General features: G+C 39.0%; 16 protein-coding genes. 2 read left to right on the forward strand and 14 right to left on the reverse strand.

What is annotated here, in order from left to right; all coding sequences use genetic code 11:
* Positions 1-27 precede the first annotated feature (27 nt).
* The 4 genes from iscU to trmJ form a co-directional block, all read right to left on the reverse strand.
* Positions 28-414 carry a Fe-S cluster assembly scaffold IscU gene (gene iscU / locus AACQ49_RS09310; RefSeq protein ID WP_004243847.1) on the reverse strand — a complete coding sequence of 129 codons (387 nt, stop codon included), beginning with the start codon at positions 412-414 and terminating at the stop codon, positions 28-30.
* Positions 415-438: 24 nt separating this feature from the next.
* Complete coding sequence (locus AACQ49_RS09315) at positions 439-1,653, reverse strand: IscS subfamily cysteine desulfurase (protein ID WP_004243849.1); 1,215 nt, start codon at positions 1,651-1,653, stop codon at positions 439-441.
* 67 nt (positions 1,654-1,720) lie between these two features.
* Complete coding sequence (gene iscR, locus AACQ49_RS09320; protein WP_004248437.1) at positions 1,721-2,215, reverse strand: Fe-S cluster assembly transcriptional regulator IscR; 495 nt, start codon at positions 2,213-2,215, stop codon at positions 1,721-1,723.
* 129 nt (positions 2,216-2,344) lie between these two features.
* A complete protein-coding gene (trmJ, locus tag AACQ49_RS09325) occupies positions 2,345-3,073 on the reverse strand; it encodes a tRNA (cytosine(32)/uridine(32)-2'-O)-methyltransferase TrmJ (protein WP_012368128.1) in 729 nt (242 codons plus the stop codon).
* A gap of 124 nt (positions 3,074-3,197) precedes the next feature.
* On the opposite strand from trmJ, the gene suhB reads away from it, so the two are divergent.
* The gene (gene suhB, locus AACQ49_RS09330; protein WP_004243855.1) at positions 3,198-4,001 is read left to right on the forward strand and encodes an inositol-1-monophosphatase; all 804 of its coding nucleotides are present in this window, start codon (positions 3,198-3,200) and stop codon (positions 3,999-4,001) included.
* A 92-nt stretch (positions 4,002-4,093) separates the two neighbouring features.
* Here suhB and AACQ49_RS09335 read toward each other — a convergent pair whose 3' ends face one another.
* The 4 genes from AACQ49_RS09335 to glyA all read right to left on the reverse strand — a co-directional run bounded on the left by AACQ49_RS09335 (position 4,094) and on the right by glyA (position 8,738).
* Positions 4,094-4,768, reverse strand: coding sequence for a CerR family C-terminal domain-containing protein (locus tag AACQ49_RS09335; RefSeq protein WP_049221201.1), 675 nt, complete (start codon positions 4,766-4,768; stop codon positions 4,094-4,096).
* Positions 4,769-4,793: 25 nt separating this feature from the next.
* Positions 4,794-6,062, reverse strand: a complete 1,269-nt coding sequence (locus AACQ49_RS09340) for a M24 family metallopeptidase (protein WP_155289950.1) — start codon at positions 6,060-6,062, stop codon at positions 4,794-4,796.
* Positions 6,063-6,237: 175 nt separating this feature from the next.
* Positions 6,238-7,413, reverse strand: a complete 1,176-nt coding sequence (locus tag AACQ49_RS09345) for a 3-phenylpropionate MFS transporter (RefSeq protein ID WP_004243859.1) — start codon at positions 7,411-7,413, stop codon at positions 6,238-6,240.
* Between the two features lie 71 nt (positions 7,414-7,484).
* On the reverse strand, positions 7,485-8,738 hold the full coding sequence (gene glyA, locus AACQ49_RS09350; RefSeq protein WP_004243862.1) for a serine hydroxymethyltransferase: 1,254 nt from the start codon (positions 8,736-8,738) through the stop codon (positions 7,485-7,487).
* A 365-nt stretch (positions 8,739-9,103) separates the two neighbouring features.
* Here glyA and hmpA point away from each other — a divergent pair, with 365 nt between their 5' ends.
* A complete protein-coding gene (gene hmpA / locus AACQ49_RS09355; protein WP_161779015.1) occupies positions 9,104-10,294 on the forward strand; it encodes an NO-inducible flavohemoprotein in 1,191 nt (396 codons plus the stop codon).
* 95 nt (positions 10,295-10,389) lie between these two features.
* Here hmpA and AACQ49_RS09360 read toward each other — a convergent pair whose 3' ends face one another.
* The 6 genes from AACQ49_RS09360 to AACQ49_RS09385 form a co-directional block, all read right to left on the reverse strand.
* On the reverse strand, positions 10,390-11,031 hold the full coding sequence (locus tag AACQ49_RS09360; RefSeq protein WP_004243864.1) for a hypothetical protein: 642 nt from the start codon (positions 11,029-11,031) through the stop codon (positions 10,390-10,392).
* A gap of 383 nt (positions 11,032-11,414) precedes the next feature.
* Positions 11,415-11,753 (reverse strand): nitrogen regulatory protein P-II, encoded by a 339-nt coding sequence (glnB, locus tag AACQ49_RS09365; RefSeq protein ID WP_004243865.1) that lies wholly within the window; start codon positions 11,751-11,753, stop codon positions 11,415-11,417.
* A 15-nt stretch (positions 11,754-11,768) separates the two neighbouring features.
* Entirely contained in the window at positions 11,769-13,385 is a 1,617-nt protein-coding gene (locus tag AACQ49_RS09370; protein WP_161779016.1) for an NAD+ synthase, read from the reverse strand.
* Positions 13,386-13,459: 74 nt separating this feature from the next.
* On the reverse strand, positions 13,460-14,797 hold the full coding sequence (glrR, locus tag AACQ49_RS09375; protein ID WP_004243867.1) for a two-component system response regulator GlrR: 1,338 nt from the start codon (positions 14,795-14,797) through the stop codon (positions 13,460-13,462).
* An 11-nt stretch (positions 14,798-14,808) separates the two neighbouring features.
* On the reverse strand, positions 14,809-15,795 hold the full coding sequence (gene qseG, locus AACQ49_RS09380; protein WP_230629680.1) for a two-component system QseEF-associated lipoprotein QseG: 987 nt from the start codon (positions 15,793-15,795) through the stop codon (positions 14,809-14,811).
* A gap of 23 nt (positions 15,796-15,818) precedes the next feature.
* On the reverse strand, positions 15,819-17,267 hold the full coding sequence (locus AACQ49_RS09385; protein ID WP_004248446.1) for a sensor histidine kinase: 1,449 nt from the start codon (positions 17,265-17,267) through the stop codon (positions 15,819-15,821).
* Positions 17,268-17,872: the final 605 nt, after the last annotated feature.

The following is a 17,872-nucleotide window of genomic DNA, read 5'->3' on the forward strand; positions in this document are numbered from 1 at the left end:
ATTTTATTTTTTTATTATAACAGGCAATTATTTGCCTTGGCGTTTGCTTTTATAGTCTGCAATCGCGGCTTTTATTGCATCTTCAGCCAGAATTGAACAGTGAATTTTCACTGGTGGTAATTCTAACTCTTCAGCAATTGCGGTATTTTTAATCGCTTCTGCTTCATCTAAGGTTTTACCTTTCATCCATTCGGTAACCAAAGAGCTTGATGCAATCGCTGAGCCACAACCATAAGTTTTAAAACGTGCATCTTCAATTACACCGTTATCATCAACTTTGATTTGTAGCTTCATGACGTCACCACAAGCTGGTGCGCCTACCATACCGCTCCCCACTGTAGGGTCGTTGTTATCAAATGAACCCACATTACGAGGATTTTCATAATGATCAATTACTTTATCGCTATAAGCCATGATTTAACTCCTGAAAACGTCTGATTAATGGTGAGACCATTCGATACTGTTGATATCAACGCCTTGTTTATGCATTTCCCAAAGTGGAGAAAGATCACGTAAGCGACCAATTGCACTGTGAATTTGTTCAATTGCATAATCGATTTCTTCTTCAGTGGTGAAACGACCTAAAGAGAAACGAATAGAACTATGTGCTAATTCATCGGTTAATCCTAAAGCACGTAGTACATAAGAAGGCTCTAAACTTGCTGATGTACAGGCTGAACCTGAAGATACAGCAAGATCTTTCAGTGCCATCATTAATGATTCACCTTCAACATAGTTGAAGCTGACATTAAGAATATTTGGCGCTGTATGTTCTAAAGAACCATTGATATACACTTCTTCAATATCTTTGATGCCATTCCATAAACGTAAACGTAATTCATTTAAACGTTTAGTTTCATCAGCCATTTCTTCTTTCAATATACGGTAAGCTTCACCCATACCCACAATTTGGTGAACGGCTAATGTACCTGAACGCATACCACGCTCATGCCCACCACCATGCATTTGTGCCTCTAAGCGAATGCGTGGTTTACGGCGAACATAAAGCGCACCAATACCCATAGGTCCGTAAACTTTATGTGCAGAAAGAGAAAGTAAATCGACTTTTAATTTGGAGAGATCGATTGGTAATTTACCGACGCTTTGCGTTGCGTCAACGTGGTAAATAATGCCTTTGCTACGGCATAACTCACCAATAGCAGCAATATCTTGCACCACACCAATTTCATTATTCACGTGCATGATAGAAACTAAAATAGTGTCATCACGCATAGCGGCTTCGAGTTCTTTCAAATCAATTAAGCCATCGCTTTTTGGTGCTAAGTAGGTCACTTCAAAACCTTCACGCTCAAGCTGACGACAAGTATCTAAAATCGCTTTATGCTCAGTTTTTGATGTGATGATGTGCTTACCTTTTTTCTGATAAAAGTTTGCAACACCTTTTAGTGCCAAGTTATCTGCTTCAGTTGCCCCTGAGGTGAAAACAATTTCACGAGGATCAGCACCAATAAGATCAGCAATCTGATTACGAGCGATATCGATCGCTTCTTCAGCTTGCCATCCAAAACGGTGCGAACGAGAGGCTGGGTTACCAAAAATGCCGTCAATAGTCAGGCATTGCATCATTTTTTCAGCAACTCGAGGATCAACGGGTGTGGTTGCTGAATAATCTAGATAAATGGGTAATTTCATTGCTCACTAACTCCAAAGACGACAGATCTTCTTTAATAATTTTGTTTTGTTTGCCTAGAGATCGCCGTTAAACTCGCATATTAACAATGGTTTCTTGTAAACGACCATTGATAGCATGACGTTTTTCATTGTCTTGACGATCAGCGACATCCATAACCTCTTCGTTATTAACTAACTCTTCAAGGCTAATGCTGCTAAGGAAACTGGTAATACGATCACTTAAATCACGCCACAAAGTATGAGTCAGGCAACGATCGCCACCTTGACATCCTTCTTTATTACCCTGACAACGGGTAGCATCAACAGATTCATCAACTGCTGAAATGACTTGAGCAACAAAAATTTGCCCCGCTTCACGACCGAGTAAATAACCACCACCCGGGCCACGCACACTTGCGACTAATTCATTTTTACGTAAACGTGAAAAAAGCTGCTCAAGGTAAGAAAGGGAAATCCCTTGACGCTCAGAAATATCAGCGAGGGGGACAGGGCCTTGCTGCGAATGCAATGCAACATCAAGCATAGCAGTAACTGCATAACGCCCTTTTGATGTCAGTCTCATAACAAATACTCCGTGGTGAACAATAGTCAAATTGTGTCATTCCTGAGTAATTTAGTCAACTATTTATCTGAGTGTTTTAGTCAGGTATTAAGCTCAGCAACAATGACGCATGTTAATCAACTTAATCCTTTATTTCTTAGCCCATTTTTCAACGGATGTTAAAATACCACGTAAGATATGAAGCTCTTGTGTTTCTGGACGTGCGCGCGTAAACAAGCGGCGTAAACGACTCATCACTTGTCCTGGATGTTTAGGACGAATAAAACCAGACTCATTAAGTACCTGCTCTAAGTGAACATAAAAGCGTTCAATATCTTCAGCGGGTGGATAATCAATCTCTGATGAAGCATTTTCCTCTTGTTTTTCCTGTTGAGCAAGTGCAGCCATGCGAATTTCATAACAAACAAGTTGCACCGCCATCGCTAAGTTTAAAGAGCCATATTCAGGGTTGGTAGGAATATAGAGGTGGTAATCACATTTTTGTAATTCTTCATTAGTTAAGCCTGTGCGTTCACGGCCAAAGATCACCGCAACGGGCTTATTTGCTGCCTCTTTTACGCAACGTTCACCACATTCACGAGGTGCTAGCATTGGCCAAGAGAGCGTACGATTACGCGCACTTGTTCCAATCACTAACCCACAGCCTTCAATGGCATCATCAATAGTCTCAACAATATGGGCATTGCCAATAACATCGCTTGCCCCTGCTGATAAGGCTATAGAGTGAGAGTCGGGTTTTTCTTTAGGATTAACAAAATAAAGATTCGTTAATCCCATGGTTTTCATAGCACGAGCTGTCGAGCCCATATTGCCTGTATGTGAAGTTTCGACAAGGATAATGCGAATATTTTCTAACATTGATTTCTAACTAATTGTTTTATGATCCATCTATTTTATCACAAATGTAGCCAAAAACGCGAACGCCTGTTATACTTCGCCTCGTTTTTTATCCCCGTTCTTTAACATCTTGTGGAAGATAACCATGCATCCGATGCTGAATATTGCCATACGTGCTGCACGTAAGGCTGGTAATTTAATCGCCAAAAATTACGAAAATCCTGAATCTGTAGAAACGAGCCAGAAAGGTAGCAATGATTTTGTCACTAATGTTGATCGCGAAGCGGAACAGGCAATCATTGAAATCATTCGTAAATCTTATCCAAAACACACCATTATTACGGAAGAAAGTGGCGAGTTACTCGGTGAAGATCACGATATCCAATGGGTTATAGATCCACTTGATGGCACCACTAACTTTATTAAACGCCTACCACATTTTTCTGTTTCTATCGCTGTACGTATCAAAGGTCGCACAGAAGTTGCTGTGGTTTATGATCCTATGCGTAACGAACTTTTCTCAGCTGTTCGTGGTCAAGGTGCACAATTAAATGGTTACCGCCTCCGTGGCTCTAATGCACGTGATTTAGATGGTGCTGTTTTAGCAACTGGTTTCCCATTCAAAGCAAAACAACATTCAGCAGCTTATATGAATATGCTGACTAAACTGTTTGTACCATGCGCTGATTTTCGTCGCACAGGTTCAGCAGCATTAGATTTAGCTTATGTTGCCGCGGGTCGTGTGGATGGCTTCTTTGAAATTGGTTTAAAACCTTGGGATTTCTTAGCAGGTGAACTTATTGCTCGTGAAGCGGGTGCAATTGTATCTGACTTTACTGGTAATCACGGCTATCTACAAACTGGTAATATTGTTGCGGGTAATCCTCGAGTTGTCCGAGCATTATTGGCAGAAATTCGTAGCGAATTAACTGATGCTTTAAAACGTTAATTGATACGAATAACAAAAAAATATAAAAAAACTATCTTATAAAATGATCCCCAGTAGTTGGACAGCCAATTACTGGGGGTCTTTTTTATTGCCTATGCGTTTTCAATTAAAAGGGCATTTACTGAAAGTTGGCTAATTTCTTGTGCAATCTTATCTAATAGTTGTGATGTTATCTCTTGCTTATTAACACGTAATAGAAAAGCTTTTCTTGCAATGACAAACCCTAATATCTGACCAATAAGAGCATGAGCACGAATAGTGATTGTTACTTCATCACTCTTTGTATCCATTAATCCAACTAAGCGAGAAAGGCGAAGATGAAAAGGCTCAATCAGATTACTATAAATAAGATCGTAATTTTCCGTCGGTTCTAACTGTTCACGTAGAATCAACTGACTGTAATAATGGCGTTTTGGTGATAATAATGCACGAGTTAAACCTGTGACTAGTAATAGAACTAATTCAGCCACTTTTTCATTTTTATAAGGTCGGTTTTCTTTCAATAAAAACTGAAGCTTATTATCAAATTGGTCAAACTGAATTTCAGAGGCTAATTCTGTAGCAATATATCGGATCACTGCTGTATAAACCCCTAATTTTCCGCCAAAGTGGTAAGGTATTGCTGATTGATTAACACCAGCATCTTGCGCAAGTTGTCGCGTTCTCAATCCACTGATCCCATGTAGTGCAAAAAGCCTAATACCTTCTTGCACTAATTTCTCTTGAGTTTGTTCTGTACTTACTGCAGTTTTACTGGTGTTTTTCATTATAATCAACTAGTTACTATTAGGACTATATATCTGCCCGCATTAATTGTGTTGAGTTAGAATTTAACTCAATCCCTTTGCTTTTGCCAACCACAACAGTGCCACCTAAATTACATAAGTGGTGGCCGAAGCCACAATTAGGCTCAAAAGCAAATGTCATACCTTCTTGTAATACCAATTCTCTCCCTGGATTAGGTAATCGCTCAATTTGTTTATAACGATGAGCAAGAGGTAATGATTCAATACCTGGCGCTGTGCCAAAGCCGATTGGACCATAAGGATTAATACTGTGAATAAGTGGATGAACATGCCATCCCCCTGATTCTAATAGTGGTTTTTCCATTAAATCAACTACTTCACCAAAGGTTATCCCTGCTTTTAAATGTTCAACGCCAATTTCATAGCATTCACGTGCAACTAATGCTGCTTTTTCTAAGTTTTCGTGAATTTTACCTACAGCAACCGCCGCTTGATGTTGCGTTTCATACATTCCATATAAAGCAAAAATCTCTGATAATATAATATCACCCATTTGAATTTCACGAGGTGCTTGTGAGCGATATTGCCAAACAGGAGGCCCCCAACCGATATACTCAGATCCTGATCCCATTAAAATTTCAGCGGTAAATCCACCCCTTGATAAACAAGTGGCAGTAATTGCGGCCGCAAGCTCCGCCTCTGTTGCACCAGGCCTTGCAGTCACTCGCATTGCCTCGCTCATTGCTTCACCAATGGCGGCAGCATATCTTACATGAGCGAGCTCTTCTTCACTTTTAACTGATGCCCGTCTAAAGAAATCACGATACACACTGCTAAATTTTGCATAAGGAAATGCTTCCTTAATACCATTTAGAGTATTAAATGGCATTGCACCATCAAAATAAAATGGGGGATAAGGTTCTAAGCCAATAATACCAATATGTGCATTTTGTTGTACTCCCATCTCTTTTAGAAAATGAGCAATACTACGCCCTGTTTTTCCTACAACAAGATTATCTTCATCAATCCACTGCAAATCACCACGTAGTTTTGCCTGCATATGATCAGCTATCATCATTGGTGCAAAAGTAACTATCAATGGTTTCTTATCTTCATGAAAAATAACAACCGATCCTAATCTGTCATTTGTAAAATAGTGGTCAATACAAAACGGTGCAGGTGCTGCCGATTCTCTATCACCATAAATAATCAATGTATCTAATTGGTTATCTCTCATAATGTCTCTAGCTAACTGCCAGCGTCGGTCTCTTTCTTGTAAAGAAAAACTAGCTGGGATCACTGATTTACTTTTCATAGTAATACCTTCTTCTATTCATTCATTTGAATGAATTAAATTTAGCTTTAATATTTAAAATGATCAATCGTTTGGTTGATCAAAAAATGCGCTTTAAAAAATAAAAAGAAAAAAACCTGTAATATCAAAAGGTATTACAGGCTTAGACATTTATGAAAAATAGGAAATAAAAGGATTAAGTATTTTGCGGTTGTACTTTCGGTCTAATAAACATTGCAGGAATAGTTAATGCCGCCATCAACCAGAAAATGAGGTATTCTTGGTTAGGGAGTTTTTCATATAACCATCCCGATACAATCGTCATAATAGCGATACTTCCCCCCATTGCTAGAGCAGAATAAACCGCTTGTAAACGAATAATTTCATGCTCTTGACGTGCAGTAATAAAACGCATTGCCGCTAAATGGCATACGGTAAATGTGCCACTATGCAAAATTTGTACAATAATAAGCGCCGGTAATGCTGTAAAACTGCCCATCATCCCCCAGCGCAATAGCCCTGCAAATGCTGAAAGTAATAATAAGTTTCGAGCACTCCAACGGCGGAATAAACGACGGCTAAACATAAAGACAACCACTTCAGCAACTACGCCTAAGGACCAAAGATAACCAATCGTTGCTGTATCATAGCCTGCTTTTTCCCAATAAAGTGCGCTAAAACCGTAATAAGCAGCATGAGCACCTTGTAGTAAAGAAACACATAATAGAAAACGCCAGACTGGGCCATCTGAAATCAGTTTCATAAATGAAACATGATGGTGTTCCGTTTTTTTGACCTTACCTTGGGGCATGATTTTCGGACGTAACATTGAGGTAAGGAATAATGCAAGAGTGCTGGCAATCAATCCATAAAGAATAATCGGGTGTCCAAAAGCATCAATCAATATCCCCAATAATGAGGAACTAATAATAAATGCAATAGATCCCCAAACCCGAATTTTGCCATAATCTAAAGGAAATTGTTTTTGCCATGTTCCCGCAAGTGAATCTCCCAAAGGCACCATGGGTGCAAAAAAAACGTTAAATCCGGTCATTACCAAAAAGAGCCAAGCCCAATGAGTGCCCAACATAAATGCAACGGTAAATAGGAGAGATAAAAAAGCAAAAAGTCGCAATGCAGTAATGAGCTTTGATGGATCTTTTACAGCCGGCGTTAAAATCAAGCTTCCTACAAAACGAGCGGTTAAGCCCACCCCAAGTAGTAAGCCTATCATCGCAGGATCAACCCCCTCGCCCTTTAACCAGATAGACCAAAAAGGCAAGAAAATACCATATGAGAAAAAATACGTAAAATAATCTAAGGCAAGCCACAGTGTTGATGGAATAACCATCCAACCCCCCATTTTTAACATGCAAAAAAACCCGCCAAGAACATGTTCTCGAAGCGGGCTTGTATAACGGGTTTTATTATATCGTTACAAACTTATGCGTAAACTGGAAATTTAGCGCAGATATCCAAGACTTTTTGTTTCACTTTTTCAATGTTCGCTTCATCATTGATATTATCAAGGACATCACACATCCAACCGGCTAAATCTTTTGCTTCCGCTTCTTTAAAACCACGACGTGTAATCGCTGGAGAACCAATACGAATACCAGATGTAACAAATGGACTGCGAGGATCATTTGGCACACTATTTTTGTTCACAGTGATATTAGCACGACCCAGTGCAGCATCAGCATCTTTACCTGTAATATCTTTATCAACTAAGTCTAATAAAAACAGGTGGTTCTCTGTGCCACCAGATACTACTTTATAACCGCGCGCTAAGAAAACGTCTACCATTGCTTTCGCATTTTTTGCAACTTGTTGCTGGTAAACTTTAAACTCAGGTTCCATTGCTTCTTTTAATGCAACGGCTTTACCCGCGATCACATGCATTAAAGGACCACCTTGAGAGCCAGGGAATACGGCAGAGTTTAATTTCTTATAAAACTCTTCATCGCCACCCTTAGCAAGGATAAGACCACCACGAGGACCCGCTAATGTTTTGTGTGTTGTTGTAGTCACAACGTGAGCATGTGGTACTGGGTTTGGATAGACACCCGCTGCAATCATACCTGCAACGTGAGCCATATCGACAAATAAGTAAGCCCCTACGCTATCTGCGATTTCACGCATTTTAGCCCAATCAACCAAACCTGAATAAGCTGAAAAACCACCAATGATCATTTTTGGTTTATGCTTTTTAGCTTGCTCAGCGATATCTTGGTAATCAATTTTACCGGCTTCATCAATACCATAAGGAACGATATTGTAGAGTTTACCAGAGAAGTTAACCGGAGAGCCGTGAGTTAAGTGACCACCTTGGGCCAAATTCATCCCTAATACTGTATCACCCGGTTTAAGTAATGCCATATACACAGCCGCATTCGCTTGTGATCCAGAGTGAGGTTGTACGTTTGCATAATCAGCACCAAATAGTGCTTTGGCACGATCAATAGCTAATTGTTCAACAACATCAACGTATTCACAACCGCCGTAGTAGCGTTTACCTGGATAACCTTCTGCATATTTGTTGGTCAGCTGAGATCCCTGCGCCTGCATAACACGAGGACTAGTATAGTTTTCAGAAGCAATTAATTCGATGTGCTCTTCTTGACGAGTCACTTCACCTTCCATTGCATTCCATAATTCCGGATCGTAATCAGCAATATTCATTTCACGTTTTAACATTCACATCTCCTGACTCAGCTAACTTCACTAAAGGCGAACTCCCTTACGGGAGTAAGAATGACATACAGTGTAAACTCTTTTTCCTCATTGAGATAGTCCCAAAAGAAAAAATACGCAATCGTTTGCTAAGCCACTATAACACAGTTCTATTACTTTTTGATAACCTCATTTTATCTGCTGTTTTTGTTCTTTTTGAGGCACATCTCGCTAATTTATGTAAACCCTCAACATCATTCTCTAAGATTTCCCCATTTTCCTAAAAAAAATAAAAACTCAGATTTACAAATAAAGCAAAAAGATATAAGTTGTATTAAAAATACATGTTATAAAAATCATATTAAACTGAATATTTTTCAGGAGCAATTATGTTAGATGCACAAACTATCGCGACAATTAAATCCACTATTCCTCTTATTGCTAAAACAGGCCCCGCGTTAACGGCACATTTTTACGACAGAATGTTCTCTCGCCATCCTGAGTTAAAAGATATTTTTACCATGAGCCACCAAAACAGTGGCGCACAACGTGAAGCGTTATTTAATGCGATATGTGCTTATGCAACGCACCTTGAGGATTTACCTGCTATTTTGCCGGCGGTAGAAAAAATTGCACAAAAACATGCCAGTTTGAATATTCTTCCTGAACATTATCCTATTGTTGGAGAAAACTTATTAGCCACCATTGATGAAATGTTTAACCCGGGCAAAGAAGTGCTTGATGCTTGGGGAGCCGCTTACCAAGTTTTGGCTGATGTCTTTATTAATCGGGAAGAGCAAATTTATCAACAAAAAGAACAAGCTTCTGGAGGCTGGCGAGGATTACGTCACTTTAAAGTTAAGCATAAAGTAAAACAAAGTGAGGTTATTACCAGCTTTGAATTAGAGCCTGAAGATGGACAAGCTGTTACACCTTACCGTGCAGGCCAATATTTAAGTATTTATATTCGTGATGAGAAACTTGCAAATCAAGAAATTCGTCAATATTCCTTAACGCAATCGGCAAACAATAAAACCTATCGTATTGCGGTGAAACGTGAAGACAAGGGAATTTTATCTAATTTTCTTCATGACCATATCCAAGAAGGAGACATCTTACAAGTTGCCGCACCAGGGGGCGATTTTTATTTAGATATATCATCAACAACGCCTGTCACATTAATTTCAGCAGGTGTAGGCTTAACTCCTATGTTAGCGATGTTGCACACCCTCTCTTCTCACCAAGCACAAGTCAATTGGTTACATGCAGCAGAGCATGGTGGCGTACATGCTTTTAAGGAAGAAATCGCACAAGCAGGAAAGCAAATTAAACAATATCAACAAGCAGTATGGTATCGTCTCCCTCGTACTGAAGACATTATCAATAAAGACTATCAATTTGAAGGGTTGATGGATTTAACCAAGATACATGAATGGCTATCAATACCTAATATGCAGTTCTATTTCTGTGGTCCATTACCTTTTATGCAATCTGTCGCTAAACAACTTATTACTCTCGGTATTGAAAGCGATAAACTTCATTATGAGTGCTTTGGCCCTCATACTGTTATTAGCCAATAACAGCCAGAATAGGTAAGAGAATAAATTAAATAATAAGGGAAAAGCGCTGATTATTTTACTATTCAGCGCTTTTTATATTGGAAACAACTAACTATTTAATAAGTAACTTTTATTGATGTCGGTATAACATGATATTTAGACGAATAGCGATACCAAATAACACTAATTAAACAGAGTGTATAGCCGAACAACTCGCTACCTTCTTCCACCATATTTTTTACTGTGCGGTTATAGTCTTCACCTAACAATTTCTCCCACAAAATCCCCATACCAAATAAGCGAGAGAACAGTAAAACACTGAGTAAACCCGCCATAAGCATTCCTTGACTAGAATGCGTTATAAAATGGGTTAAGCCATATAATGTTTTTTTCCCTTCTCTGATAGCGATCGCTATACAGACAAATGTTACCGTTAATGCAAACCAAACCCATGAACCATGTGCTAATTGGTCAAAAACACCATCTAACTCACGAATTAAGATACACAAGAAAAAGCCCATAATCAGTGTGTATCCCCCTCTCATTTCTGGCTGTTTATAAGCAGGTATAAAGAAAAGAAGACATATTATAGCCACAATAAGTTCTTGCCCCAGTTCGGTTGCTGAGGTTTCAGAAATACCATTATTCAGCACCAAAATATCGAGGAAAATAAACCCTGTTGTTATTGCCACAATCATGGCGGAAAACAAAAATAAAGCAAAACGCTTTAATAAATAGCTAAGCACGATATTACCCATAGAATAATAAATATTTAAGTTGATGATAATAACTGTCTACAAAAGTTATTGAATAACATTTTGTGCCTTAAAAGGTGAGAATTTTAGTAAAATAAATTGTTTATTATCATCAATAGACTTGTATAAGATATAAATAGCACAATAGGTGAAACATAAAAAAACATTTTATGAACAAAGAAAGGTAATTATTAATATTACTTATTTAATGAGTATAATTATCAGCAATACAAATCATTTATTATCACTTATAAATTTATAAAAGATAATCAGTAAATAAATAAACTTATTGAGATAATATAAAAAAGAATTAATTAATAAAGATAAAAAAACCTGATAATTAAACTAATAATCATCAGGTTTCATAAACAACGCTTATTTATTTTTTAAATAGCTTCTTCGTCTTGCTCTCCAGTACGAATACGGATAACTCGATTCACATCAAAAACAAAAATTTTACCGTCGCCAATCTTCCCCGTTTGAGCGGTAGTCATTATAGTATCGACACAAGTTTCAGCTATTTCATCAGCAACAACGATCTCAATTTTTACTTTAGGTAAAAAATCGACCATATACTCTGCACCACGATAAAGTTCGGTATGCCCTTTCTGACGACCAAAGCCTTTTACCTCTGTTACCGTCATACCCGTGATACCAACTTCGGCTAGTGCTTCTCTTACATCATCTAATTTAAACGGCTTAATTATCGCTTCAATTTTTTTCATCGGATTATCCTGCTATTACCAGTTATGGCGACCAAAACCGCTTGTGATCGGATAGCGACGATCTTTACCAAAATTACGACTGGTAATACGCGGTCCTACCGGTGCTTGACGACGCTTATATTCATTAATATCGACTAATTTTACCACTTTACGAACAATGGCTTCATCAAATCCAGCCGCAACCAAGTCAGAAACAGATTTATCTTGCTCAACATAGCCTTCAAGAAGGGCATCTAAAATATCATAAGGTGGCAGATTATCTTGATCTGTTTGTCCTGGTGCTAATTCTGCTGAAGGAGGCCTATCAATCACACGTTGTGGAATAGCGGGTGAAAGAGTATTACGATATTTAGCCAGTTCAAACACCAGTGTTTTAGGAACATCTTTTAAAACATCAAAGCCCCCCGCCATATCACCATATAAGGTCGAGTAGCCTACGGCAGATTCACTTTTATTACTCGTGGTGAGCACTAACCGACGACGTTTATTGGACATCGCCATTAAAATAATCGCACGACAACGCGCTTGTAGATTTTCTTCTGTGGTATCGACAGCGCTACCTTTAAACATAGGCGAAAGTTGATCCATAAAAGCATCAAACATCGGCTCAATAGAGACAGTATCAAACTCAACACCTAATAAATCAGCTTGCTCTTTCGCATCGTGAATACTCATTTCTGAGGTATAGCGAAATGGCATCATTACCGCTTGAACGCTCTCTTTACCTAACGCATCAACGGCAATTGCAACTGTTAAGCCTGAGTCGATGCCCCCTGATAATCCTAATATAGCGCCTTTAAAACCATTTTTTGTCACATAATCACGCGTTGCCAGCACTAGTGCTTGATAAACTTGCGCTAAAGGAGAAAGCTCTGGTGCCGCATCTTGCATCGGTACGATAGTTAACTCATCAAACTCCACCACAGCCACTTGCTCATCAAAAGCCGCTAAACGATGGGTGATTGTTCCTCGTTCATCAAAGACTTTAGAACATCCATCAAAAACCAATTCATCCTGACCACCAATTTGGTTGAGATATACCACAGGCAGATGCGTTCTTTGGCAATGTTCTTTAATTAATTGGGTACGAATATGCGGCTTTTCACGACTATAAGGTGAAGCATTAATAGAAAGAACCAGATCAGCACCCGCTTGTTTTAGTGCATCAATAGGCTCGTTGATCCAAATATCTTCACAAATTAATAATCCTAAATGATAGCCTTTAAAAGGCACAACACAACGTTCATTTCCTTGTTGGAAATAACGTTTTTCATCAAATACACCATAATTAGGTAGCTGTTGTTTGAAGTAACGCGCCTGTAACTCACCTTGATAGAAAAATGACAGTGCATTATAAATAGTGCCGTTTTGCCACCAAGGATGCCCAACCACAATGGCCGTTTTCTTACTTGCTTGTTCTAAACGAACCAGTTGCTCTTCACAACGTTGTTGGAAATCAGGGCGAAATAGTAGATCTTCAGGAGAGTAACCGCATAACGCAAGCTCAGAAAACAAAACCAGATCGGCATCTTCTTGCGCTTTTACAGTGGCTAACATGCGTTCACAGTTGCCTTCAATATCGCCAACAACCCAGTTTAACTGAGCAAGTGCGAGTTTTAATTTACGACTCATAAAAATTAGTCTCTCCAGCTATCTTTGCTATCTAAAGAAAGCAAGTTTAAAAAAATTTTTGTTATCTACAAAGATCATTCTTTGAAATCATTGGCATCAAGTCCATGACGTGACAACAATTTATAAAATTCTGTTCGATTTCGCCCTGCCATCCTTGCAGCCTGAGTGACATTGCCCTTTGTCATCTGCAATAACTTCCTTAAATAGGTCATCTCAAAATGGCCCCGTGCTTCAGCAAAAGTAGGTAATGCGGTATTTTCCCCTTGCAATGCTTGTGTGACAAGGGCTTCGCTAATCACAGGTGCGGTCGTTAAAGCGACACATTGCTCGATGACGTTAACTAACTGACGCACATTTCCCGGCCAACTTGCTGTCATTAGACATTTCATCGCATCCGTTGAGAAGCTACGCACAAAAGGTTTATGCCGTTTTGCTGATTCGCGCAATAAATGGTTAGCAAGAACAGGGATATCCTCGGCTCTTTCGCTCAACGTGGGGATACGTAAATTCACCACATTTAAACGATAGTATAAATCTTCTCGAAATTCATTACGCTCCATCGCTTTTGGCAAGTCACGATGGGTTGCAGAAAGAATACGCACATCAATATCAATATCACGATTACTGCCTAATGGCCGCACTTTACGCTCTTGTAATACACGCAGTAATTTCACTTGCAATGCCATTGGCATATCACCAATTTCATCCAGAAATAGAGTGCCCCCTTCTGCCGCTTGGAAAAGTCCTTCACGACTACTTACCGCGCCAGTAAAAGCACCTTTAGCATGTCCAAATAGTTCAGATTCTAATAATTGTTCAGGTAAAGCACCGCAGTTAATAGCAATAAAGGGTTTTTTAGCTCGTGGGCTGGCGCGGTGGATTGCTTGAGCAAGGACTTCTTTACCTGTACCGCTTTGCCCATTAATCAGTACGCTAACATCGGATTGTGCAACTAACTTGGCTTGCTCTAATAAGCGTAACATTTGGGGGCTACGGGTCACGATATCTTTTGACCACTCTTCATCAGATACCGTCGTCACTAATTCTAATGCTTCATCGATAGCTTTATAAAGCGCATCTCTATCAACAGGTTTAGTCAAGAAACTAAACACCCCCTGTTGAGTTGCCGCGACAGCATCAGGAATGGAGCCATGTGCAGTTAAAATAATCACAGGCATACCGGGTTGTTGGCGCTGTATTTCTGCAAATAGCGCCATACCATCCATTTCATCCATACGTAAATCGCTGATCACCAGATCGATTTTTTCTTTTAATAATAGTTTAAGTGCTTCTTGCCCACTTTCAGCGGTAACGATATGAAACCCTTCACTTGTTAATCGCATACCCAGTAGCTTTAATAATCCCGGATCATCATCGACAAGTAAAAGATTCGCTGATTTATGGCCAGCCATGCACATTCTCCTTATTTAGATCCTGTTTCAGTAGGTTTAACCGTTGCGCTATTCTCTTTTTCTGTCGAGGTATTTTTCGCATCAGGTTTTACTTGTTCTGCTTTTGGTGGTTCAGGTTTAACTGCTGATACCGAAGGTTGTGAAACCTCATTATTTTCTTTGGTTATCGATTGCTCACTTGCCGTTGACGTATTAGATTGCTCCGCTGTCGGTTTATCAGCTGGTTTTTCTGTATTACTCGCATCTGAAGATTGAACATCAGACAGCGCTTCTTCTTGAGAAATAGCATCCACAGAAGCCCCTTGTTTTCGGCTCGATAATTGACGTTCAATTTGTGTGAGGCTTTCGAGTTTTTTACGTGTGGTATTTAACTCATGCTCTAATGCATTATTTTGTTTTTTCAGTAAATCCATTTTATTTTCCGTTTCTGTAACAAAACGGCGATTACGATTTTTCTCATCAGCGAGAGCAAGCGTAAGCGTTTGATTCTCAATCCAAGTAGATAATAGAACACGCATAGAGCTTGGAAATTGCAATTGATAGCTTTCTAATAAAACCAGCTGAGCACGACGTTCAGCAACCGTCATTCCCGCTCGCTCTAATAAAATACTTTTATAAAAGGCGCCATCCCATCCGGCAACGATAACACTACTGGCTTGACGTTGTGCTTCTGTAGACATAATACGCTGTGTGCACTCAATGGTACGTAACCAAAATAGCGGATTATTGAGCCCTTCATGATAAAAAGCAGCTAAAGTTTTACATTCTGCCCAACGATAATCGATAGTTTTTTGTTTAACAACGGGGGTTTCAGGCTCAATATTAGCAGTTTCGGTCAGCGATTTTTGTGCACATCCAGCAAGAAACATAGGCAACATTATCCAACACAGATACTGTTTCCAGTGTGAAGCGATCCTCTTAATTGATGCAGGGGCCATAGATAATTGCTCATTAGCCAGTGTCTTTCGCTTTAATTTTTTATACTGATGAAAAGACACCTGTTTTTGTGACCTGATATGCATTATTTATTCTCAGAAAGTAGCGGTAGTTCAATACGAAAACAGACATCAGCATAGTCAGAATGAACAATATTTAACTCGCCATCCATTCTTTTGATACAGTCATGAGCAATACTTAACCCCAAACCACTCCCTTTGACAGCCCCTTTACGTAATAGAGAACCTTGAAAAAAGGGCTCAAAAATCATTTTTTGTTCTGATTCAGGGATCGGAGTGCCTTTATTGGCTATATCAATAACTATTTTCTGTTCAATTTGATAACTAGAGATCCAGATATTACCCGATTCAGCGCCATAGTGCACCGCATTCGAGTAGAGATTATCAATAACTCTTGATAATAACGTCGTTTCTGCTCGACATTTTTTCAGATCAAGTGAAATTATCGTCTTAATGCCTTTCGCTCGGGCGGGTAAACTATGCGCTAACACCACATCATTCACTAATGTGGTTAAATCAACTTCCTCAATTTGCTGAGGTACTTCGGAAAGTTTACGATTATAATCAAGTAATTGCTCAATTAATAATTGAAGTTGTTTACTACTATTATCAAGAATAGCTACGACTTCTTTTTGATCTAAGGTTAAAGGCCCTGCTACTTCATCCGCTAATAATTCTGTTCCTTCGCGCATACTGGCTAACGGTGTTTTTAACTCATGAGAAATATGACGTAAAAACTCATGGCGTTGCGATTCTAGCCATGCAAGACGTTCACTTAACCAAATAATACGTTGAGCTAAAGAGCGTAATTCACGTGGCCCCTGAAACGAATTCAAGTTATTATTTAATGTACGCCCTTCCCCCAATCGGTTAATCATTTTTTCTATACCTTTAACCGGACCGATGATCATACGGGTAAATAAGGCAATTAAAATCAGGCTAAAAACAAAAACAATTAAACTTTGCCAACCAAAATAACGCCCTTTTTCAGCAATAGCCATTTGTAGTTGCTCGCCACGACTAAAAATAATCTCTTTAGTTAACACGACAATGCGGTTATTGGCATAAGAAAATTGCTCTAATGCCTGTTGCATTTGAGAAGTGGGTTCACTATTTTTGCATTGAATTGATTTGAGCGTTTTCAAAGAAGTATTCAAGGCCTGTGCTTCTTTAGACTCAGAAAGAGGGATGATGGTCTGCTGCAAGGTAGAGAACATTTTGCTGTATTGTTGATAACGCTGTTGATACATTTCTTCATCAGTTTTATCACGCAATACACAATATCGTCGATAATTTCCTTCCATTTCAATAGCTAAATTACGCATCACCTCGCTACGCTCGGTATCCGCTAACGCATTTTTATTGGTAATAGCGGCTTGGTTACTAAGCTGATCCAAACTTTGATAAGCCTGATAGGCAAGGACGAGAAGCGGTAACAGCACCATCCAAAATGCCATGATAACCAATTGTCTTAAAGATCGGGGGAAAATACGCCACTTTTTCAATGAAATCATCTCAACACCTATTAGAGTAATGCGATGCTACATGACTTAATAACAAGAAAAAAGTCCGACATTGAAATTCAGATAGGAAAACGAACACAAGCGAGAACACGCAACAGGCTCTAGAAATGGGAGAGCGGAATATCTTACTGAGATATTCCGCTCGTCAATATTCATCTCTTTTCTCTCTAAAAGAGAATGAAGGTGGTGCCTCACTCCACGTGTCGCCCTGTGTTTGATAAGGCCCGAAGGCGAGTATCATGATGTTGGACGGTAGGCACCTTACTCTGGCGTCATTCTTGGCTTATGTGGTATGTTCCCACCCATATTGTGGACCGACATAAAAAGTTGAATGAGCAACTGATTAATATAATGCACAAGGCGTGCCAACTTTTCAATTAAAATCATAAATCATTAATTTTAAACGAAAAAGTATTTTTATCTTACTAAAATAAAAAACAGCCCCAATTTTTGATAGCGAAAAAATCAACAAGCTGTCTCCATTTCCAGACACCGTTAATTAAAAAATATTAAATTATTAAAATTCAACAAGTTAAATGTCACCTTTTGGCGACAATGAAAAAATGATGTGTCGTCGATTTTATACATTGATAATT

This window comes from Proteus sp. G2675, from assembly GCF_963886535.1.
GTDB classification, from domain to species: domain Bacteria; phylum Pseudomonadota; class Gammaproteobacteria; order Enterobacterales; family Enterobacteriaceae; genus Proteus; species Proteus mirabilis.